The organism is Mesorhizobium sp. M5C.F.Cr.IN.023.01.1.1 (assembly GCF_003997585.1).
GTDB lineage: Bacteria > Pseudomonadota > Alphaproteobacteria > Rhizobiales > Rhizobiaceae > Mesorhizobium > Mesorhizobium wenxiniae.
Map to the genome: position 1 here is coordinate 1 of NZ_RZSU01000105.1, position 20,794 is coordinate 20,794.

Here is a 20,794-nt window from a genome sequence, read left to right on the forward strand (position 1 = left end):
GGGAATGAATACATGGCGCAGCCGAAGCGTGGCGGCATCAACGGCATCGCTGCCGGCATTATCGGCGGCGTCATCGCGCTCGCCGCCGCCGGAGGGCTGCAGTTTGCCGGCTTGCTCGGCGCGCCAGGGGCTGGCGAGGTCTCCTCGGGCGGCGTATCGCTCGATGGCATCAATGGCGAAATCGCTTCGCTAAAGAGCGAGATCGCCGGGCTCAAGGATACAGCCGGCAACAATGATTCATCGGCCAAGGTGGACGGGCTGTCGTCGGCCCTGGATCAGGTCAAGACGGATGTCGCTGCGCTGAAATCGGCGGTCGAGCAGGGCGGAGCAGGCGATACTGCCGGGCTTGCGGCACTCGGCGACAAGGTCAGGCAGATCGAGACGGCGGTCGCTGCCCTTGGCCAGGCCGGCAACACGGCGCCGGTCGATCTCGGCCCGCTCAACGAAAAGCTGGCCGGGCTCGACGCACTGGTGAAGTCCGCCGGCGAGACGGCGAAAGCGCAGGAAGGCCGGCTTGCGGCGCTGGAACAGTCGGTGTCGCAGCTTTCCGGCAAGGTCGAGGCACAGGCGGCGCAACCGAAGATCGCGCTCGCCATTGCCGCATCGGCGCTGAAGGCAGCACTCGACCGCGGTGCGCCTTTCGCGGCCGAACTCGAAACCTTTGCGGCGATTTCACCCGATGCGCCGGAGCTCGCGACCTTGCGTAGCTACGCCCAGAAGGGCGTTCCGACCCGGGCTGAGATCGCCGCCGAAATGCCCGCCGCGGCCAATGCCATGGTCGCTGCCTCCGAGCCCGTCGACCAGAATGCCGGTTTCCTGCAAAACCTGCTGTCGAGCGCCGAATCGCTGGTCAAGGTCCGGCCGATCGGTGCCGTCGAAGGCGCCGGGGCACCGGAAGCCGTCGCCCGCATGGAAGTGGCGGTCAACCAGGGCGACTACGCCAAGGCGCTCAGCGAATACGATACGCTGCCCGAGGCGGTGAAGGCTGCCGGCGCCGATTTTGCCGGCAAACTGAAGGCGCGACTCGAGGTCGAGAAGCAGCTCGACGTGCTGATATCAGGTGCGATGAAGGCGTGAGGAAAACCCGATGATTCGCATTCTGCTTTTCCTCGCCGTCGTTTTCGTGCTCGGGCTGGGTTTCGCCTGGCTGGCCGACCGGCCGGGCGAGATGGTCGTCACCTTCAGCGGCTATCAATACCAGGTCAGCCTGATGGTGGCGGCGGTGGCGGTTGTCGCCGTGGTCGCCGCGGTGATGATCGTCTGGTGGCTGCTCAAGGCGCTGTGGAACAGCCCCTACACCATATCGCGCTATTTCCGCGTGCGCCGTCGCGACCGTGGCTATCAGGCGCTGTCGACCGGCATGATCGCCGCCGGCGCCGGTGACGGAGCGCTCGCCCGCAAGAAGACCAAGGAAGCGGCAAAGCTCATTCGCTCCGACCAGGAGCCGCTGATCCACCTGCTCGAGGCGCAAGCCTCGCTGCTCGAAGGCGACCATGAGGGTGCCCGCGAAAAGTTCGAGACCATGCTCGACGATCCCGAAATGCGGCTGCTCGGCCTGCGCGGGCTCTATCTCGAGGCCGAGCGCCTCGGCGATCGCAACGCGGCGCGGCACTATGCCGGCCGCGCCGCCGCGATGGCGCCGCAGCTGGCCTGGGCCGCCGAATCGACGCTTGAAGAACTGACCGGGCGCGGCGACTGGGACGGCGCGCTGAAACTGGTCGAGGCGCAGAAGTCGACGCGCCAGATCGAACGCGACGCCGCCAACCGGCGTCGCGCCGTGCTGCTCACTGCCAAGGCGCAGGCGCTGATCGACAGCGATCCCAACGCCGCCAAAACCGCTGCTCTCGAGGCCAACCGGCTGCGGCCGGATTTCGCGCCGGCGGCGGTGATCGCAGCCAAACTCCTGTTCAGACAGAATGAGGTGCGCAAGGGCGCGAAGATACTGGAAGCGGCGTGGAAAGCCGAGCCGCATCCGGAGATCGCCGAACTTTACACCCACGCCCGGCCGGGCGATGCCGTGCTCGACCGCCTGAACCGGGCGAAGAAGCTGCAGGAGATGAAGAAGAACCACGCCGAATCGTCGCTGGCGGTGGCGCGCGCCGCACTCGACGCGCAGGACTTTTCAACCGCCCGCAAAGAGGCCGAGGCGGCCATTCGCATGGATCGCCGCGAAGGCGCCTATCTGCTTCTGGCCGACATCGAGGAGGCCGAGACCAACGATCAGGGCAAGGTGCGGCAGCTTTTGTCCAAGGCAGTGCGTGCACCGCGCGATCCGGCCTGGGTTGCCGACGGCGTCGTCTCCGAACGCTGGGCGCCGGTGTCGCCGATCACCGGCAAGCTCGACGCCTTCGAGTGGCGGGCGCCGATGGAGCGGCTCGGCCAGCTCATCGACAGTGAAGAGGACGCGCCGGACGCCGCAGTGCCGACGATTGCGGCGCCCATCGAGCCGGCAAAAGAAAATGTGATCGAGCTGAACCCCGATGGTTCGGCCGAAAGACCGACCGCCGCGGCGGCCTCGGAAAGTGGCGAAGACGATGTTGCGCCGGTCAACGCCACGGCGTTTGCCGCGGTGCCGCCGGATGCCGAAGCTGTCGAATCGACGGAGGAACAACTGGCCCGGCTGCCCGACGATCCCGGCGTCGATCCGGACGACGAAGACCAGAAATCACCACGCAAGTTTAGATTGTTTTGATTCGGCTGAGCTTGATAGTTTTGGCCGATGGGAAGTAGGAATCACATGTTCGAACGCGTTCTGTCGTTTCTGAATGACCTGCCGGCAGCCGGCAGCGCCCGCAACAACGCCGATGATCCGCGCGTTGCCGCATCCGCCCTTCTCTACCATGTGATGAGTGCCGACGGCGTGCGTCAGGATGCCGAATGGGAGCGGTTCAAGGCGGTGCTGGCGCAAAGCTATTCGATCAGCGGCGACGAGCTCGACGCGCTTGCCGCTGCCGGAGAGCGGGCCGACAACGAGGCGATCGACCTCTACGCCTTCACCAGTGTTTTGAAACGTCAGCTCGATCCCGACGCGCGAAAAGCCTTCATCGGCCTGATGTGGGAGATCGTCTATGCCGATGGCGAATTGCACGAACTCGAGGACAATATCGTCTGGCGGGTCGCCGAGCTGATGGATGTCGAACGCCACGACCGCGTCGAGGCACGCCGCAAGGCGGCCGCCGAAGCGCCGGGCGCCATTGGAACGTCGAGCGACGAATAGACAGGATACCCATGCCAACCGCGCCGAGGCCGAGACCAAAAATCCTGATCGTGCTGCATCAGGAGAGTTCGAGCCCCGGGCGCGTCGGCCACATGCTTATTGAAGAGGGGTTCGACCTCGATCTCCGCTGCCCGCCGCTCGGCGACGCCTTGCCGGAAACACTGGACGGTCATGCCGGAACCGTGGTGTTCGGCGGACCGATGAGCGCCAATGACCAGGACGACTTCGTCCGCCGCGAGACCGACTGGCTGAAAGTTCCGCTCAGGGAGAACCGGCCGTTGCTCGGCATCTGCCTGGGTGCGCAGATGCTGGTCAACCATCTTGGCGGCAGGGTCGAGGGTCATGGCGAGGGACTGGTCGAGATCGGCTGGTATCCGCTGAAAGCGACCGAGGACGGCAAGAAACTGATGCACTGGCCGGAGATGGTCTACCAGTTTCACCGCGAGGGCTTTTCGCTGCCGAAGGACGCGACGCTGCTGGCGACGAATGAGACCTATCCCAACCAGGCCTTTCGTTATGGCGACAATGCCTGGGGCATCCAGTTCCATGGCGAATTGACCAGGGCGATGATGCAGCGCTGGGTCGTTCGCGGCGCGCATCGCTTCGAACTGCCCGGCGCGCAGCCCGGCCGCGACCATCTCGGCGGCCGGCTAATCTGGGACATGCATCTGAAGCGCTGGCTCGGCGAATTCCTGCAGACGATTTTCGGCAAGCCGGCGCTGTCCTGATCATAAACGCAAACTATTGATCTAATTTTGTATCGCCGTTTTTGGGGACGAGGCGCTGTGGCTTCAGGTGTCCGGATTCGTGCCACCGAATCCAAGTCCCGCCACCGCCGGAACCGACAATGAGAGTTTCGTCAGCCCACCGGGCGGCAAGGTCTGCCTGCCGAAGCGGTGAACCGAGCGACAACAGCCTGCCGTGGCATGCCGGTTCGACCGAAGCAGCAGTCGTTGACGTGGACGTCAGAGCGGCAGCCCGAGCTGCTTTCGCAGGCTTTTGTCGAATGCGGATGCAGGGACGAAACGGCGCAGGAACCTGACCTGGCGCGCCATTTTTCCCGCCGCATAGCGCCTCTTCGGAGCGGGATCTGTCGCAGCCGCCAAAACGGTCTTGGCTACCACTTCGGGCGCATCGCCTTTTTCCATCGCCTTCCGCACGGCTACATTCATGCCAGCGCGCGCAGAACCATAGATATCAAGCAACTGGTCCGGCCTGGCGAGATTTTCTTCAAATGACGTACGGGTATAGGCGGGCTCGACCAGCACGACGCGAACTCCGAACGGGCGCAGTTCGTGGTCAAGCGATTCGGAATAGCCTTCAACGGCATGTTTGGTCGATGCATAAAGCGCGAAATAGGGAGCTGGGATGAACCCCTGCACCGAGCTCAAATTGACGATCCTGCCGTTTCCTTGGCGGCGCATTGTGGGCAACACCGCGTTGGTCACGCGGAAAACGCCGAAGACGTTCACGGCGAACAACGACTGAGCCTGGGCCATCGAGGACTCCTCCGCGCCGCCAAGCAAACCCATGCCGGCATTGTTGACGAGCAGATCAATACGCCCGGCCTCGGCCAGAACGTCGTCGACCAGTTTCGCCACGGACGCGTCATCGGTCACGTCGCAGGTCAGCATGGTAATGCCGTCGGATCGTTCGGCGACCGCGCGACGGCTGGTTCCGAACACGCGAAAGCCGGCATTCTGCAGGGCTTTGGCCGTTGCGTGGCCGATGCCGGTGGATGCGCCCGTCACCAGGGCGACGCCAAGATTGGTCTTGTTCATGGAAATCACTTCTTTCTTTGTGCTGGATTACCGGCTGCAGGCGTGCGCACAAATGGAAATGTGGCGCACGCCCCGGCGACCTGGTGAAGCCATTACTCGGCAATGGCCCCAGTTTTCTGGTCGGATCCCACCTCGGTGACGGTAAGCTTGTCGCCGGAGCGCGACATCTCGAGGCTTTGGTCGGGTTCGCCCAATTTTCCCGGCACCGATATGGTGGCCGACTGCCCTTCGGAGAGGGTGGCCGAGAAGCGCACCGGAGCCCCGGCCTCACCATCCGCCATCGTTGCGATCACCCGATAGCCGTCATTGTCGTTGGTGTAGTAGAGGACGCCATGAAGGCCACCGATACGGATACTCTCCCCCGCCATGGCCGACAGCTCACCGGCATGCAGCGGAGACGCGGTCAGGCCGAATGCCACCACACCACCGATGAGGTTGATCATCGCGAGGCTCCGTTTGGAGTGTGCCGCTCTCGGCCGGTCCGGGAGGGCAGGATGCGCCGATTGCGCACGCTGATGCGTAAGGGCGAGGCGGGTTCCGACTTTATTTGCAACGGTGTTCATAGCGGGCTCCAATGTTGACAGCGTTAACTTGCAGGCATTGACATAAGCTCGAAAGTAGGCAATGTCAACAATGTTTCTGATGATAACATTGTGAGCCAACATGCAAGAAGCCACCGATCGTCCCTACCACCACGGAAATCTGAGGCACGCGATCATCGAGACCGCCATGGCCATGCTGCACGAGGAAAAGGGCTGGCAGTTCACTCTGAGGGAAGTGGCGCGCCGTGCCGGCGTCAGCCATGCCGCTCCCTACAAGCACTTTCCGGATAAGGCCGCCCTGCTTGCCGAAATGGCGCTGCTGGGATTCGACAGGCTGCATGAGGCGATGTCGACGGCAAAGCCAAGAGGGGCAAATTCCTGGCGGGACGAATTTCTCGCCGTCGGCCGGGCCTATGTTCGGTTTGGAACGTCAAATCCGGGCCTCTACCGGCTCATGTTCAGCGCGGAGGCAGGCAAGGCAGCGGACGTGCATCTGAGCGAGAGGGCGCTCGCACCGCTTGGCGTGGTGATCGCATTGCTGGAGCGGGGCGAGGCCGAGGGCGTGCTGCGCAAGCGCGACGTGCGGGGTCGCGCGGCAGCCTGTTGGTCGCAAGTCCATGGCATCACCATGTTGATTATGGAAGGTTTGTTCCTGCCCGAAAAAGTCGGCCCAAATCCGCTCGACGCCGCCCTCCTCACGCTGCTCGAAGGGTTGGAGAACTGACTGGATTCCGGCGGGCCCGCGCCTGGATCAGTATGCCCTGGATCAGTTTCGACCGTTTAGTTGGCGCACCTTGCGCAGCTGCGGGAACAGCACCGCCCACAGCCCGGCGACCGCGACTGCGCCGACGCCGCCGATCACCACCGCGGGCACGGTGCCGATCAATGCCGCCATGGTGCCGGCGCGGAATTCGCCGAGCTCGTTGGAGGCGCCGACGAAAACCTGATTGACCGCGTTGACGCGGCCGCGCAGCTTGTCCGGCGTCCACAGCTGGATCAGCGTCTCGCGGATATAGACGCTGAACATATCGGTGGCGCCGAGCAAGGCGAGCGCTGCGATCGACAGCCAGGTGATGGTGGAGAGGCCGAACAGCACGGTAAAGGCGCCGAACAGCGCGACGAAGCCGAGCATGACAACGCCGGCATGATTGCGGATCGGATGTCCGGCCAGCCAGATGGCAACGCAGATGGCGCCGATGCCCGGCGCCGAACGCAACAGTCCCAAGCCCCATGGGCCGAGTTCGAGGATGTCGCGCGCATAGACCGGCAGCAGTGCCGTGGCGCCGGACAAAAGCACGGCGAACAGATCGAGCGAAATGGCGCCGAGCACGATCTTTTCGCTCCAGATATAGCCGAAGCCGGCAAACAGGGTCTGCATCGTCGGCCTGTCGGTCTCGCTGCGCTGGGCAGGCTTCGGGATGCTGAAGACCAACACTGCGGCGACAAACATCAGAACGGCTGCGGTGCCGTATGCCGCTTGCGCCGAAAGCCCGTAGAGCAGGCCGCCGGCGACCGGTCCGACGATGGTCGCCGTCTGCCAGGCTGACGAATTCCAGGCGATCGCGTTGCCGAAATCCTCTGGCGGCACGAGGTTGGCGAACAGCGACGCCGCGGCCGGTCCGAAGAAGGCACGCGCGATGCCGAACATGGCGAGCACGCCGAAGATCAATCCCGGTCCGCTAAGGCCGCGCAGCGTCAGCAGCAGCAGCGCCAACGCGCAGATCGCCTCCAGCAGCACCATCAGCGCCATGATCAGCCGGCGGCCGAAACGGTCGGCGACCACCCCGGTGACCAGCACCAGCAGCAGCGAAGGCAGGAACTGGACAATGCCGACAAGGCCGAGGTCGAACGGATCGCGGGTCAGGTCGTACACCTGCCAGCCGACGGCGACGGATACGATCTGGGTGGCGAATGTGGCGAGGAAGCGCGCCGCCCAATAGCTCAGGAAGGGTTTGTGCCGGAAGGCGGCATAGCGCCGGTCGGGCGGTGTCTGTTCGGCTGTCATTTGTGAATGGCCCCGGCGAGAATGTGTATCGGCCGGCGGGGCTCTTCCACGAAGGGCGCTGGTCCGACCACAGCGCTTTTAGCGCAGTTCGGTGCGAGGCGCGCGCGAAAATCGGCTCTGGATCAAGGATTTTCGGGGCTACCATGCTAATTGCACAGCTCGGCGGAGGTGGAGAGGTTAATAGGCGCGCAGGTTGAGTTCCCCCGCGCGCCCCTCTGTCCCGCCGGACAGAGGGGGCGCTGTCCCGCCAATCTTCGAGGCTTCCGTTTGCCGGCTTCGAACGCGTCAGACCGTGGCCTTGGGCTTCCTGGTCTTCTTGACCGGCGCCGGCGGGGCGGCCTTGCGGCCAAGGCCGATCGCCTTCGCCAACTCCGAGCGCGAGGCCGCATAGGTGGGGGCGACCATCGGATAGTCGGCCGCCAAGCCCCATTTGGCGCGATAGGCATCCGGCGTCAGCCCGAAATGAACGCCGATATGGCGCTTCAGGGATTTGAACTTCTTGCCGTCTTCGAGGCAGATGATGTAATCCGGCGTCACCGATTTCTTGGGGTTGACCGCGGGGACCAGCGGCGCTGCCACCGGAGCGGCGGGTTGTCCGAGCCCACCTATCGACGCGCTGACGCTGGCGATGAGATCGCCAAGGCCGGAAGCGGGCAAGCGGTTCTTCTCGACGTAAGCGGACACGATGTGAGCGGTCAGCTCGAGAAGGTCGATGTCCTTGCGGGCTTTGTTGCTGTCGTCGGTCAATCTATTCTCTCCGTTAGTGGGGTCGCAGAATTCCTAGTCGGCAAATCTGCGTAACGCAATGACGCCGCACCACGCCACACATTATTTGAATAACAATACTAACGGCCGCGCCAGATCAACAGGTCTGGCCCTAAACCCCCATAATATCAGACAATCAGGGATTTGTCGCGCCACAGTCGAAATCCACCTTCGAAGGCGCGTGTGTTGTCGCCGCGCCTGCAACCGGCAGGCAATTCGTCCAGTTTGTCGACATTGCCGCCGCCGATGACCACATAGTCAGGCTGCATGGCGGCGCGCAGCCGCTCGACGACGTCGAACACGTGTTTGCGCCATTTCTTCTTGCCGCGCTTTTCAAGGCCGCGTTCGCCGACATAATCCTCGAAACTGCCGCCCTTCTTGTAGGGAAGATGCGCGAGTTCCATCGGCTGGGCGACATTGTCGACAATAATCGCAGCACCGAGCCCCGTCCCGAGGCCGAGGAACAGCATGCGCCCGCCCTCGTAGCTGCCGATGGCCTGCATCAGCGCGTCGTTGACCACCTTCACCGGCTTGCCGAACTGCGTTGCGAAGTCGCATCCGACCCAGCCCTTGCCGAGATTGGCAGGGTCGGTCAGCGGCTTGTTGTGGTGCACCGGGCCGGGATAACCCATCGAGATGACATCATAGGGCCAGCCATCGGCGAGCGTCTGCACGGCCGCGATCATCTGCTGCGGCGTCAGGCCGGGTCCGGAATCCGTTCTGCGCTCCTCGCCGCCGACGCTGGTGAGGATCTTGACATGGGAGCCGCCAATATCGATCGCAAGCACGATCTTTTCGCTGTCCGGTGCCGGCTTCTTCGCTGCTTTGGCCATGGCGTCCCTCTCGAGTTCATTTCGCCGGATTGATCCAGCCGTTCGGCGGTCCGAATCCGGCCATCGCATCGGCAGGGCCCCATGTCCCCGGCTCATAGAGCTGAGGCGGCGTGGTGTCGCCAAGCACCGGGCCAACGATCCGCCAGGCGAGCTCGCTGGCATCCTGACGGGTGAACAACTGGCCGTTGCCGTTCATGGCATCGCCGATCAGCCGCTCATAGGGCGGCATGTCGCCCTTGCTGTCGTCAAGCGCGGTGAGTTCGACCTGCTCGCCGATCATGTCGTCACCGGCGGCCTTGCGCTGGGCGGCGATCGAGATCGCCACCTGCGGGTCGATGCGGAAGCGCACGTAGTTGGCGTCGTCGGGCTTGATCGGGTCGAAGACATTAAGCGGCGGCCGCTTCAGCCGGACGATGACCTCGGTGGCGTGCACCGGCATTGATTTGCCGGCGCGGATGAAGAAGGGCACGTCCTGCCAGCGCCAGGTGTCGACGAAAAACCGCACCGCCGCAAAGGTCTCGACCGGCGAATTCGGCGCGACGCCCGGCTCGCGGAGATAGCCCTTGAATTGGCCGCGCACGACATCGTCCTTGGTCAGCGTCCGGATCGCCCGCAGCACCTGCACCTTCTCGTCGATCAGATCGTCGGCCGAGCGGCCAACGGGCGGCTCCATGGCAAGCAGCAGCAGGATGTTGAGCAGATGGTTCTCGATGACGTCGCGGATGCAGCCGACCTCGTCATAGAAGCGGCCGCGGCCTTCGACGCCGAAATCCTCGGCCATGGTTATCTGCACGCTCTCGACGAAATTGCGGTTCCAGATCGGCTCGAGAAAGGAATTGGCAAAGCGAAAATAGAGCAGGTTCTGGATCGCCTCCTTGCCGAGATAATGGTCGATGCGAAAGATCGACTGCTCTTCGAACACCAGGTGCAGGACCCGGTTCAGCCAGCGCGCCGATTGCAGATCGTGGCCGAACGGCTTTTCCACCATCAGGCGCGCGCCCTGGGCCGCGCTCGACTGTTCCAGCCCCTGGATGACGGTCTCGAACATGGTCGGCGGCACCGCCAGATAATGCAGCGGGTGCTGTGCGGTTCCCAGCGCGCTTTTCAGCTTCTCGAAGGTTGCGGCGCTACGGTAGTCGCCGCTGACATAACGAAGCAGTGACGCAAGTTTCGCGAAGATCTTTTCGTCGACCTTGCCGATGGCCTTGACGATGCCGTCGCGGGCGCGCGCCTGCAACTGCTTCACGTCCCAGGCGTCGAAAGCGACGCCGATCACCGGCTCGGTCAACGTTCCCTTGGCGACCATGGTGTAAAGTGCCGGGAATATCTTCTTGTGGGCGAGATCGCCGGTCGCCCCGAAAAGCACCAGCGTGTCGGACCGTTCCTGGTTCATGAGCGTGCCTTCTCTGTCACGAGGCGGTCTTCGGCTTTTCGACATGGCCGCCAAAGGCATAGCGCATGGCGGACAGCAGCTTGTCGGCGAATTCGGATTCGCCTTGCGAGGAGAAGCGGTCGAACAGGGCCGAGGACAGAACCGGCGCCGGCACGCCGGTGTCGATCGCCGCCTTCAAGGTCCAGCGGCCTTCGCCTGAATCCGAGACTCGTCCGCCGAACTGCGTCAGGGCCGAGTCGGCCTTCAACGCGCCGGCCGTGAGGTCGAGCAGCCAGGAGCCGATGACGCTGCCATGCCGCCAGACCTCGGCCACCTCTGCGATATCGATGTCGAACTGGTAGTATTGCGGATTTTCCAATGGACTGGTTTCAGCGTCGGCCGTCCGCTGTCTCTTGCCCGCATTTGCCGACTTCAGGATGTTCATGCCCTCGGCATAGGCGGCCATGACGCCGTACTCGATGCCGTTGTGGACCATCTTAACGAAATGGCCGGCGCCGCTCGGTCCGCAGTGGAGATAGCCGAAGGGGGCCGTTCCTGCGTCCTTGCCGGGGGCGGGCCCTCCGGCGTCGGCGCCCGGCGCCAGCGTGGCGAAGACCGGGTCGAGATGCTGGACCGCGCTGTCGGGGCCGCCGATCATCAGGCAATAGCCGCGTTCGAGGCCCCAGACGCCGCCGCTGGTGCCGACATCGACGTAGTTCAAGCCTTTCAATGCCAGGCGCGCTGCGTGGTCGACAGCCTCGTGATAATAGGAATTGCCGCCGTCGATGATGATGTCGCCCGGCTCCATCAGGTCGGCCACCTGGTCGACGATCCGGCTGGTGATCGCCGCCGGCAGCATCAGCCAGGCGCTACGCGGCTTGGTCAGCTTGCCGACGAACTCCTCCATCGAAGCCGCTCCGATCGCGCCAGCTGTCACAAGGGCGGCGACGCTGGCCGGGTTGATGTCATAGACCACGCATTCGTGGCCAGCGCGCAGCAGGCGCCGCACCATGTTGGCGCCCATCCTGCCCAGTCCCATCATTCCGATCTGCATGTTTCTCGTCCTGGTTCTTGAGGGATAGAAGATCTACTGGCTCATATTTGAACATGATCTTTTCCGAAAACCGGTTCCCACTTTTCGGGATCATGTTCGTCCAGCTTGTCGATACCGATGGAAAAGTCGACCTTCTCCCAACAGCCGGCATCGGACCAGAAAAAAGTAAAGACGATCGTATTGCCCGACGGTACATCGGCAACGGGCAGGTCCGTGAGATGGATGCCGAAGGCATTCTCGGTCGTCTCGGCGTCATGGACGGTCGCCCAATTGTCGCTGCTCCAATGCACCACCGCCCGGGCCAGCAGTTCGACGCGCAGCAGCTTGCCGGCGGGCATAGTGCGGACCTTGTGGTTGAAGCGCCATGTCCGTCGCGGCGCCACGGTCCTGTCCTCAATGTAGCGCTTCACGCCTTGCGGCGGTATGTCGAAGACCGCGCCGTCGCTGAGCGAACGCAGCAGCTTGATGTGCTCCGAATGCGCCCAGACCAGCGGCATGGCGCTGCCCGATGGTCCGCCGTGCCGCAGTTCGCGTTCCGGCATGTCGGGACCATCCCAGACCTGCTCCGGCAGCAGGCCGCCAGCCCCGGCCGAGCCTTCAAACGTCTTCAGCAGGCTCGCCGCCTTGTCCTTGCGGCCGGCCGCCAGTTCGTAATGGGCGCGCTCGCCGACCAGCAGCGGCCAGGGTCGGCCCTGGCCGGTCCCGTCGAACGGCGCGCCGTCGGCATGTTCGCCATAGCCGTCGCCGATATAGCGATACCAGACGGGCCCCTGCGGCAGGTCGCAGCGCAGCCGTGCATCGATGACCTTGACGGTGTCGACGATGCGCGGATCGCCGGCGGCCCTGAGGCCGAAGCGGACTAGGGCCAGCGCATCCGGGCTGACGATCGCCTCGGCCGGCCGGTCGGTATCGCCGGGCGGCCGGTTCTTGATCGGCACATAGCCGCCTTTCGGCGACGCCGCACCGGCGGTGTCGGGCGGCGCGATGCGAACGTAGTAGCCCGCGACGCCGACCTCTTCCCCGAGTGGAGTGCCGGTGACATAGGTCCAGCGCTCGATCTGGTCGTTCCAGACGTCGGCGGTTTCACGCAAATAGTTTGCCGGCTCTTCTTTGCCGCAAACGTCGAACATGTCCGCCGCGGCGAGCAGTGCTGCGATCTCGACGGCGAGCGTGAACGGACTGTAGCCGGCATCCTCTTCCCAGCGGTCTTCGCCGGTGACGGGACCGTTGCGCACGACATAGGAAGCGGCGCGCTCGATCATCGGCATGAAGGAGAGCAACGCGGCGTCTGCCAGGTGCCTTGCGCGGCGGAGCGCGTCGGCGAGCAGCAATGGAAAGGCGCATTCGTCCATCTGGATGCCGGGCCAATAGGCTGATCCGTCGAGCCAGGCGTTCTGCGGCCAATGCCCATCCGGCTGCTGGATAGAGCGGAGATAGGCGAGGATCGCAAGCGCTTGCGCCGGATCGCCGGCGGCCAGGAAGCCGCCTGCGGTTTCGACCAGATCGCGCGGCCAGACCAGATGATAGCCGCCGAGATCGTCGTCGCCCATGCTGAAGCCCCATGGGATCGACAGGCTGGCGACGGCTGCTCCGTCGGATGACCGGTGCGTCGCCAGAACCGCTGTGCTGACGCGATAGGTGTTGATCCCTGCTACATGCCGGTCCAGCGGCAGCAAGCTAGCCTGCCAATCCCGCCATTTCTTGACATAGGATTTGGCTGCGGGCTCAAAACCCCGCTTCAGGCTGGCCGAGGCATTTTCCGCCGCCTCTTGCGGCGTCGTTCCGAAACCCAGGGCCAGCAAGGCCTTTGGGTTCACAGCCGAAAAGCCGATCTCTCCGGTCAGCGCGACATTGCCGTCTTCGGCCCTGCGGCAGGCCGGGTCGAGCCGGCCGTCACGACGCAGTTGCTGCCAGCCGTCGGAGACACCGACATAGCCGGCCGAGCATGCTCCCCAGGGCAGCGACGAGGCGAGCGCCAGGCAGACGCGACGCCCGGTCGCAAAAAGGACAGGCTTTCCCTCGTAGTCGCCGACCCAGGCGGTGTTGCCCATGCCGGCGTTGACGAGGTGCGGTGCCAGCAGTGCGTAGACGCGGTGGTCGGCAACCGGGCCTCTCAGCAGCGTGAAGCTGATTTCCTGCAGCAAAACGGGACGTTGCGTATCCGTGATGATACGCTTTTCGATCCGGTAGGTGCGGTCGGCGGCGGTGTTGACCAGCCTGTAGGCGGGCGCTCCATCCTCGAACGGCTCGACGCTGTGCACGGCATCGCGCTTTTCTTCCGAGAAATAGCCGCCGGGGCCGGTGACGACCAGGCCCATGTCGCGGGTGCAGGCGCTGTCGAGGCGGGGATAATAGACCTCGTTGAGAATGCCGTGGCTGATCGTGAACCAGATAGGGCAGGCCGGAGAAAGCGCGGTTCCGACGCCGCTCTTGGCGCTTGACGTCCAGCGCGCCGGAATTCCGGGTGCGCCCAGCGCATCAGTCGGCGTCGCTGCCATCTCGATTTCGGTCTCCTGCCCCACCCCTAGACCAGGAGCCGAAGCCTATTCAATCATTGCACCGCAAGTTGATCGTCAAACCGTCACCGATCGCTGTTGACAAGTGCGCCCATCTAAATTTGTCTGACAAAATTGAACGAGGGTCGTCATAACAGCCACCAGCAGCCAACAACGATCAGCAATCCATGGGAGGATAACACATGAAGAAGATACTCGTCTTGAGCGCCCTTGCGGCGATGCTCGCGTCAGGCAACGCGCTTGCCGACACCAGCGACAAGAAGATCGCCTTTTCCAACAATTATGCCGGTAATTCGTGGCGACAGGCGATGCTCAACAGCTATGCCATCGTCACCAAGAAGGCGGTCGCCGACGGGGTGGTGGCAGCCGCGGACATCTTCACGACGGCCGACAAGGAAGTGCCGACCCAGGCGGCCCAGGTGCAGAACCTGATCCTGCAAGGCTATGACGCCATCGTCATCAACGCCGCCTCGCCGGACGCGCTCAACGGCGCCATCAAGCAGGCCTGCGATGCCGGCATCGTCGTCGTCTCCTTTGACGGCATCGTTACCGAGCCCTGCGCTTATCGCGTGGTCGTCGACTTCAAGGACATGGGCATGCAGGAAGTCGAGCAGATGGCCAAGTTCCATCCCGAGGGCGGCAATCTGCTGGAAATCCGCGGCCTTGCCGGCACGTCGATCGACGACGCCATCCATGCCGGGATTCTGGAAGGCGTCGCCGCTCATCCCAAGTTCAAGATCGTCGGTTCGGTGACCGGCGACTGGGATCAGACCACAGCACAGAAGGCTGTCGCGACAATCCTGCCGTCGCTGCCTGAAATCGTCGGCGTCGTCGATCAGGGCGGCGACGGCTATGGCGCGGCACAAGCCTTTGCCGCCGCCGGCAAACCGCGCCCGACCATCATCATGGGCAATCGGCAGGATGAGCTGCAATGGTGGAAGGAACAGAAGGACAAGGACGGCTACGAGACCTGGTCGGCATCCATTGCGCCAGGCGTATCGTCGCTGGCCTTCTGGGTGGCGCAGCAGGTGCTCGACGGCCGCACGGATGTGCCACATGATCTCTTGGTGCCATACCTCGCCTTCACCCAGGATACTTTCGAGGCGGAGCTGCCGAACATCCCCAAGGGTGGTGTCGCCAGTCACGAATACACGCAGGACGACGCCATCGCGGCCATCAAAGCCAACATCAAGTGAGCGTGGCACGTTGCCAGCTGCATCGCCAACCGGATGTCGCTAGGGATGCCTAGAGGTAACGCAGACATCGTCAGCCTGGACGGCGCCGAAAAACATTTCGGCGCCGTCAGAGCGCTCGCCGGCGTCGATTTCCACGTTGGCGCCGGCGAGTGCGTCGGCCTCGTCGGCCATAATGGCGCTGGAAAGTCGACGCTCATGCATATGGTGGCGGGCACGCTCGTGCCCGACAGCGGGCGGATCGCGGTGCGCGGCCATGCCGAGGACAATTATTCGGTGCCGCGCGCGCAACAGCTCGGCATACGCTGCGTGTTCCAGGAGCTGTCGCTGTGCCCGAATCTCAGCGTCGCCGAGAACACGCGCATCAACCACACGACGCTGCGCGGGCTCGGTTGGCGGCGCAAGGCGGCCGATCTGATCGCAGCCAAGCTCGACGAGATATTCCCGGGCCACAGCATCTCCGCCTCCGACATCGCCAGCGACCTTTCCATCGGCAGGCGGCAGATGGTCGAGGTGGCGCGTGCCTTCACGGTGACGCAGGATCCGCTCGAGCTGGTCATCCTCGACGAGCCGACGTCCTCGCTCGACGCGCATACGGCCGGCCAGTTGCTGGCCTTCGTCCGGCGCTTTGTCGCCGCGGGTAAGAGCTGCATCCTGATCTCGCATGTTCTGGGCGAGGTGCTCGGGAACGCCGACCGCATCGTGGTAATGCGCGACGGCAAGGTCGTTGCGTCGGATGCGGCGAAAGCTTTCGATCGCGACAGGCTGGTGACGACCATGGGTGGAGCGGAAGCGCGTGAGAAGATCGCCGCCAAAATCGCGACCCAGAAGCCGGAGACCGGCCCGTTGCGGGTCCGAGCCCGCCCGGCGCGGCAAGAGGACGGCAACGAACTTGTGGCGCATGCGGGCGAGATCATCGGCCTTGCCGGGCTTGCCGGCCATGGACAAACCGACCTGCTGCTGGCGATCTTCGCCGCCGCGGCGCGCGCCAAAACCGGCATCGAGGTCACCGCGCCGGTGGCGCTGGTGGCCGGCGACCGCCAGTCTGACGGGATTTTTCCGCAATGGTCGATCGCGCAAAACATCGGCATCCGCTCGCTGACGCGATTGCGCAATGGTCTGCTGATCTCGCCGCAACGCGAAGCCGAGCTCGCCGACTTCTGGCGCGGGAAAATCGGCATCCGCACGCCCGACATGAACAACAACATCTTCTCGCTGTCCGGCGGCAACCAGCAGAAGGCCCTGTTTGCCCGGGCGCTCGGTTCCGATGCGAAGATCGTGCTGATGGACGACCCGATGCGCGGCGTCGATATCGGCACCAAGCTCGAAGTCTACGACCTCGTGCGCAAAGAGGCTGGCCGCGGCCGCACCTTCCTCTGGTACACCACGGAAACCGAAGAGCTCGACAATTGCCACAACGTCTATGTCTTCAAGAACGGCCGGATCGTCGCTAATCTTACGCGCGACGAGCTGACGGAGGAAAAGATCATACAGTCCTCGTTCGGCGACGCGGCCTGAGATGACGGCAGCACCCGTCGAGACTGGCCTCAAAGGTTCCTCCGAGCGCGGCAGGCTGGCGCGGGCGCGCTTGTTGCGCGGGCTGCTGCCGGCATTGTCGCTCGTGCTGGTGCTGCTGGCGATCGCCTGGCTCAATCCGCGCGCCATCAGCTATTTCGGCTTCAGCCTGATGCTCAATTTGGCGATCCCGATCGCCTTGGCGACGATTGCGCAGATGTTCGTTATTGCCGGCAACGAGCTGGACCTGTCGATCGGCACCTTCGTCGGCTTCGTCGGCTGCGTCACGGCGACTTGGCTGAAGGACGCGCCGCTGGTCGGCGTCTTGATCCTGCTCGGATCGATCGGCGTCTATGCACTGCTCGGCGCGCTGATCTATCTGCGCAATTTGCCTTCAATCGTCGTGACGCTCGGCATGAGCTTTGTCTGGCAGGGTCTGGCCATCCTCCTCCTGCCGAAGCCCGGCGGCAAAGCGCCGGACTGGCTGCTGTCGCTCATGGCCTTCAAGCCGCCTCTCATCCCCTTTCCGATCATTGCGGCGCTGCTGATCGCGGGGGTCGTCCATTTCGGGCTGATGCGCACCTCCTATGGCGTGATCCTGCGCGGATCAGGCGGCAATGCCGCCGCACTCGAACGCGCCGGCTGGTCGCTGCTCAAGACCAAGGTCGTGCTGTTCGCACTGGCTGGCCTGTTCGGGGTGCTATCCGGCATGGCCCTGATCGGCATCACCACCTCGGCCGACGCCAATATCGGCAATGGGTACACGCTGCTTGCGATCGCCGGCGTCATCCTCGGCGGCGGCGAATTCGTCGGCGGCCGAGTGTCGCCGATCGGCGCGGTGATCGGGGCGCTGACGCTGGCACTCGCCGCCTCGCCGCTGCTGACCTTCATGCACATCCCGCCCGATTGGCAGGTTGCCGCCAATGGCGCCATCCTCATCATCGTGCTGGCGGCCCGGGTGCTGATCAGCCGCAGGGAGAGATGAGCGATGGCATCGTTGCGATTGCTGCTCGCCAAACCCTGGATCTGGTCCTTCATCGGCGCGCTGCTGGTGTGGTTGGCGACGATCACATTCACCGGCGGATATGGCGGCGGCGGCATGATCACGGCGGCACTTTCTCTGGCCGTCTTCACCGTCATCGTCGGTGTCGGCCAGATGTTCGTCATCACGCTCGGACCAGGCAATGTCGACCTGTCGCTGCCGGCCAATATCGGCCTCGCCAGCGCCGTCGCCATGAAGGTGATGGACGGGAATGATGCGATGACCGCTGTCGGGCTGCTGGCGGCGGTAGCCTGCGGCATGACCGTCGGCGCCGCCAATTATCTCTTGATCTGGGCGCTGCGCATTCCGCCGATCATCGCCACATTGTCGGCGAGCTTCATCATCCAGTCGATCGACATCAGCTATGGCCGCGGTTTGCAGATCAAGCCGCCGCCGGGCTTTGCCAATTTCACCAACTGGCAGATTCTTGGCATTCCGGTGCTGGCGATGCTCACCGTGCTGTTCACCATCGGCGCTGCGATCGCGCTGCAGCGCATGATCTATGGCCGTTCTGTGCTGGCGATCGGCCAGAACATCCGCGCCGCATGGCTGGCCGGCGTCAATGTCGGCCGCATCCGCTTCCTCACCTACACGCTGTCGGGCGCGCTCGGCGGCCTCGACGGCGCGTTGCTCGCCGGCTATTTCCGCGGCGCCAATGTCGATATCGGCAACGAGTATCTGCTGGCCTCGATCGCCGTCGTCGTCATCGGCGGCACGTCGGTGGCGGGTGGCAAGGCCAACGTGCCGGGTGTCTGGGGCGCGGCCCTGTTCCTGGTGCTGCTCTTGACCATGCTCAACACGTTCGGCGTCAGCGCCGGCGTCCGTCTGCTGCTGACCGGACTGATCATCGTCGGCGTCATAGCCGCCGCCGGCGGCCAGAAGGCGTTGCGCTGAAGTAGCGTCAGTGTCAGCCGGTCCTGACGAGAGCCAGCCGGAAAACGTCGGGTTCCCTTCCGGGCATCGGCCCTGTAAATCCCGTCGCGTTGTCGGACGACATCATTGCGAGAGGTTTGCGTGTCCAATTTCGTGAGCGTTACAAGGGACGGCGGCGTCGCGGTCGTGACCATCGACAATCCGCCGGTCAACGCGCTGAGCTTCCATGTTCGCGAGCCGCTGATGCAGGTGCTTGTTTCCTTGCGGGACGAGCCCTCGGTTGCGGCCATCGTTATCGCCTGCGCCGGGCGGACCTTCGTCGCCGGCGCCGACATCACCGAGTTCGGCAAGCCGGTGCAGCAGCCGGATCTGCGCGCCATCATTGCCGTGCTGGAAACCATCGCCAAGCCGACGGTCGCCGCCATTCACGGCACGGCGCTCGGTGGCGGCCTGGAACTGGCACTCGGCTGCCATTTCCGCATTGCCGACAGCCAGGCCAAGCTCGGCTTGCCGGAGGTCAAGCTCGGCCTGCTGCCCGGCGGAGGCGGCACTGTTCGGCTGCCGCGCCTCGTCGGACCGCTCAAGGCGCTCAGCATGATCGTTTCGGGAACGCCGATCGGCGCGGCCGAGGCGCTTGCCGCCGGCCTGATCGACGCCGTCTTCGACGGCGCCCTGACCGCACAGGCGGTTCCTTTCGCCAGCGAAATGGCTGGCAAGGGTGGACCGTTCACGCCAGTGCGCGAACGGGATGGCCGGCTCGACCAGGCCGAATTGCCTGCATTCGACAGGCAAGCGGCGGAACTCGCCCAAAAGGCGCGCGGCCTCGAAGCACCGATCGCCTGCGCTCAGTCGGTTCGCAACGCCATCGCCCTGCCGTTCGAAGAAGCGCTGGCGGCGGAACGCGAACTGTTCGTCAAGCTCGTTGCAGGCGACCAGTCGCGCGCCCAGCGTCATCTGTTCTTCGCCGAGCGGGAGGCGGCGAAGGTAGCCGGCAAGGATATCGTCAGGCGCAAGATCGCGCGGGTCGGCGTCATCGGCGCCGGCACCATGGGCGGCGGCATTGCCATCGCGTTGGCCAATGGCGGTTTCTCCGTCACCGTGCTGGAGGCGACGCAGGAAGCGCTGCAACGCGGGCTGGCGATGATCGACAAGAACTACGCCGTGTCGGTCAGCCGCGGCTCGCTCAGCGAAGAGGTCAAACAGCAGCGGCTCGCCCTGTTCAAGGGTTCTATCGACTATGCCGACCTCGTCGATTGCGACCTGATCGTCGAGGCGGTGTTCGAGGAGATGGCGATCAAGAAGGATGTGTTCGGCAGGCTCGACGCGGTGGCCAAACCAGGCGCGATCCTGGCCACCAACACCTCCTATCTCGACGTCAACGAAATCGCCGCCTCGACCTCGCGCCCGCAGGATGTCGTCGGCATGCATTTCTTTTCGCCGGCCAACGTCATGAAGCTGTTGGAAATCGTGCGCGCCGAGAAGACCGCGCCCGATGTGCTGGCGACAATCGTCGAACTGGCGCGACGGATCGGCAAGGTGCCGGTCGTGGTCGGCGTCTGTCATGGCTTCGTCGGCAACCGCATGCTGGCCGCGCGGGGCACGGAATCCGAGGCGCTTTTGCTGGAAGGTGCAACGCCACAGCAGATCGACCGGGTGTTCACCGATTTCGGCTGGCCGATGGGGCCGTTCCAGATGGGTGATCTCGCCGGCCTCGACATAGGCTGGCGCAACCGCAAGGCACGCGGCGAGACGGCAATGATCGCCGACACGCTGTGCGAACAGGGGCATTTCGGCCAAAAAACCGGCAGAGGCTTTTATCTCTACGAGAACGGCTCGCGTACACCGGCTCCCAATCCCGAGGTCGAAGCGCTAATCCGCGACAAGGCTGCCGAGAAGGGCATCGCGCCGCGCGCGATCGGCGCTGACGAGATCATCGAGCGGGCGCTCTATCCGATGATCAATGAGGGGGCGAAGATCCTCGAGGAAGGGATAGCTGCCCGCGCCTCCGATATCGATGTCGTCTGGGTAAACGGCTACGGCTTTCCGGTGGGCAAGGGCGGGCCGATGTTCTGGGCGGGCCTCGAAG

General features: G+C 64.2%; 18 protein-coding genes. 10 read left to right on the plus strand and 8 right to left on the minus strand.

What is annotated here, in order from left to right; all coding sequences use genetic code 11:
- The 4 genes from EOA78_RS28810 to EOA78_RS28825 all read left to right on the plus strand — a co-directional run.
- Positions 1–1,077 (plus strand): COG4223 family protein (locus EOA78_RS28810; RefSeq protein ID WP_127318369.1); only part of this gene is annotated, 1,077 nt, incomplete at its 5' end.
- Positions 1,078–1,087: 10 nt separating this feature from the next.
- The gene (locus tag EOA78_RS28815; protein WP_127318371.1) at positions 1,088–2,692 is read left to right on the plus strand and encodes a heme biosynthesis protein HemY; all 1,605 of its coding nucleotides are present in this window, start codon (positions 1,088–1,090) and stop codon (positions 2,690–2,692) included.
- A gap of 45 nt (positions 2,693–2,737) precedes the next feature.
- Positions 2,738–3,217 carry a TerB family tellurite resistance protein gene (locus EOA78_RS28820; protein ID WP_127318373.1) on the plus strand — a complete coding sequence of 160 codons (480 nt, stop codon included), beginning with the start codon at positions 2,738–2,740 and terminating at the stop codon, positions 3,215–3,217.
- A gap of 11 nt (positions 3,218–3,228) precedes the next feature.
- Positions 3,229–3,945 carry a glutamine amidotransferase gene (locus tag EOA78_RS28825; protein WP_127318375.1) on the plus strand — a complete coding sequence of 239 codons (717 nt, stop codon included), beginning with the start codon at positions 3,229–3,231 and terminating at the stop codon, positions 3,943–3,945.
- A 237-nt stretch (positions 3,946–4,182) separates the two neighbouring features.
- On the opposite strand, the gene EOA78_RS28830 is transcribed toward EOA78_RS28825, so the two are convergent.
- On the minus strand, positions 4,183–4,998 hold the full coding sequence (locus EOA78_RS28830; RefSeq protein WP_127318377.1) for an oxidoreductase: 816 nt from the start codon (positions 4,996–4,998) through the stop codon (positions 4,183–4,185).
- Positions 4,999–5,090: 92 nt separating this feature from the next.
- Positions 5,091–5,441 (minus strand): hypothetical protein, encoded by a 351-nt coding sequence (locus EOA78_RS28835; protein WP_127318379.1) that lies wholly within the window; start codon positions 5,439–5,441, stop codon positions 5,091–5,093.
- 220 nt (positions 5,442–5,661) lie between these two features.
- Here EOA78_RS28835 and EOA78_RS28840 point away from each other — a divergent pair, with 220 nt between their 5' ends.
- Positions 5,662–6,264 carry a TetR/AcrR family transcriptional regulator gene (locus tag EOA78_RS28840; RefSeq protein WP_127318381.1) on the plus strand — a complete coding sequence of 201 codons (603 nt, stop codon included), beginning with the start codon at positions 5,662–5,664 and terminating at the stop codon, positions 6,262–6,264.
- A 42-nt stretch (positions 6,265–6,306) separates the two neighbouring features.
- On the opposite strand, the gene EOA78_RS28845 is transcribed toward EOA78_RS28840, so the two are convergent.
- From EOA78_RS28845 to EOA78_RS28870, 6 genes are all read right to left on the minus strand, one after another.
- Positions 6,307–7,545: an MFS transporter gene (locus tag EOA78_RS28845; RefSeq protein WP_127318383.1), complete on the minus strand. Its 1,239-nt coding sequence runs from the start codon at positions 7,543–7,545 to the stop codon at positions 6,307–6,309.
- Positions 7,546–7,830: 285 nt separating this feature from the next.
- The gene (locus tag EOA78_RS28850) at positions 7,831–8,292 is read right to left on the minus strand and encodes a MucR family transcriptional regulator (protein ID WP_127318385.1); all 462 of its coding nucleotides are present in this window, start codon (positions 8,290–8,292) and stop codon (positions 7,831–7,833) included.
- A 146-nt stretch (positions 8,293–8,438) separates the two neighbouring features.
- The gene (locus tag EOA78_RS28855) at positions 8,439–9,143 is read right to left on the minus strand and encodes an ROK family protein (RefSeq protein WP_127318387.1); all 705 of its coding nucleotides are present in this window, start codon (positions 9,141–9,143) and stop codon (positions 8,439–8,441) included.
- A gap of 16 nt (positions 9,144–9,159) precedes the next feature.
- Positions 9,160–10,536 (minus strand): glucose-6-phosphate dehydrogenase, encoded by a 1,377-nt coding sequence (gene zwf / locus EOA78_RS28860; RefSeq protein ID WP_127318389.1) that lies wholly within the window; start codon positions 10,534–10,536, stop codon positions 9,160–9,162.
- A gap of 16 nt (positions 10,537–10,552) precedes the next feature.
- Positions 10,553–11,569, minus strand: a complete 1,017-nt coding sequence (gene gnd / locus EOA78_RS28865; RefSeq protein WP_127318391.1) for a phosphogluconate dehydrogenase (NAD(+)-dependent, decarboxylating) — start codon at positions 11,567–11,569, stop codon at positions 10,553–10,555.
- 41 nt (positions 11,570–11,610) lie between these two features.
- Entirely contained in the window at positions 11,611–14,067 is a 2,457-nt protein-coding gene (locus tag EOA78_RS28870) for a glucan 1,4-alpha-glucosidase (protein WP_127318393.1), read from the minus strand.
- Between the two features lie 200 nt (positions 14,068–14,267).
- Here EOA78_RS28870 and EOA78_RS28875 point away from each other — a divergent pair, with 200 nt between their 5' ends.
- The 5 genes from EOA78_RS28875 to EOA78_RS28895 form a co-directional block, all read left to right on the plus strand.
- A complete protein-coding gene (locus EOA78_RS28875) occupies positions 14,268–15,281 on the plus strand; it encodes a substrate-binding domain-containing protein (RefSeq protein ID WP_127318395.1) in 1,014 nt (337 codons plus the stop codon).
- 45 nt (positions 15,282–15,326) lie between these two features.
- Entirely contained in the window at positions 15,327–16,796 is a 1,470-nt protein-coding gene (locus tag EOA78_RS28880) for a sugar ABC transporter ATP-binding protein (RefSeq protein ID WP_127318397.1), read from the plus strand.
- Between the two features lies 1 nt (position 16,797).
- Positions 16,798–17,778, plus strand: coding sequence for an ABC transporter permease (locus tag EOA78_RS28885; RefSeq protein ID WP_127318399.1), 981 nt, complete (start codon positions 16,798–16,800; stop codon positions 17,776–17,778).
- Between the two features lie 3 nt (positions 17,779–17,781).
- Complete coding sequence (locus tag EOA78_RS28890; protein WP_127318401.1) at positions 17,782–18,729, plus strand: ABC transporter permease; 948 nt, start codon at positions 17,782–17,784, stop codon at positions 18,727–18,729.
- 120 nt (positions 18,730–18,849) lie between these two features.
- Positions 18,850–20,794, plus strand: a 1,945-nt coding sequence (locus tag EOA78_RS28895) for a 3-hydroxyacyl-CoA dehydrogenase NAD-binding domain-containing protein (protein ID WP_127318403.1), incomplete at its 3' end; no start/stop codon positions are given.

Coding starts and splice junctions, on each gene's coding strand:
- EOA78_RS28855 (WP_127318387.1), bottom strand. CDS start 9,143: ATGGCCAAAGCAGCGAAGAAGCCGGCACCGGACAGCGAAAAGATCGTG.
- gnd (WP_127318391.1), bottom strand. CDS start 11,569: ATGCAGATCGGAATGATGGGACTGGGCAGGATGGGCGCCAACATGGTG.
- EOA78_RS28845 (WP_127318383.1), bottom strand. CDS start 7,545: ATGACAGCCGAACAGACACCGCCCGACCGGCGCTATGCCGCCTTCCGG.
- EOA78_RS28880 (WP_127318397.1), top strand. CDS start 15,327: ATGCCTAGAGGTAACGCAGACATCGTCAGCCTGGACGGCGCCGAAAAA.
- EOA78_RS28835 (WP_127318379.1), bottom strand. CDS start 5,441: ATGATCAACCTCATCGGTGGTGTGGTGGCATTCGGCCTGACCGCGTCT.
- EOA78_RS28890 (WP_127318401.1), top strand. CDS start 17,782: ATGGCATCGTTGCGATTGCTGCTCGCCAAACCCTGGATCTGGTCCTTC.
- EOA78_RS28820 (WP_127318373.1), top strand. CDS start 2,738: ATGTTCGAACGCGTTCTGTCGTTTCTGAATGACCTGCCGGCAGCCGGC.
- EOA78_RS28840 (WP_127318381.1), top strand. CDS start 5,662: ATGCAAGAAGCCACCGATCGTCCCTACCACCACGGAAATCTGAGGCAC.
- EOA78_RS28885 (WP_127318399.1), top strand. CDS start 16,798: ATGACGGCAGCACCCGTCGAGACTGGCCTCAAAGGTTCCTCCGAGCGC.
- zwf (WP_127318389.1), bottom strand. CDS start 10,536: ATGAACCAGGAACGGTCCGACACGCTGGTGCTTTTCGGGGCGACCGGC.
- EOA78_RS28815 (WP_127318371.1), top strand. CDS start 1,088: ATGATTCGCATTCTGCTTTTCCTCGCCGTCGTTTTCGTGCTCGGGCTG.
- EOA78_RS28830 (WP_127318377.1), bottom strand. CDS start 4,998: ATGAACAAGACCAATCTTGGCGTCGCCCTGGTGACGGGCGCATCCACC.
- EOA78_RS28870 (WP_127318393.1), bottom strand. CDS start 14,067: ATGGCAGCGACGCCGACTGATGCGCTGGGCGCACCCGGAATTCCGGCG.
- EOA78_RS28825 (WP_127318375.1), top strand. CDS start 3,229: ATGCCAACCGCGCCGAGGCCGAGACCAAAAATCCTGATCGTGCTGCAT.
- EOA78_RS28875 (WP_127318395.1), top strand. CDS start 14,268: ATGAAGAAGATACTCGTCTTGAGCGCCCTTGCGGCGATGCTCGCGTCA.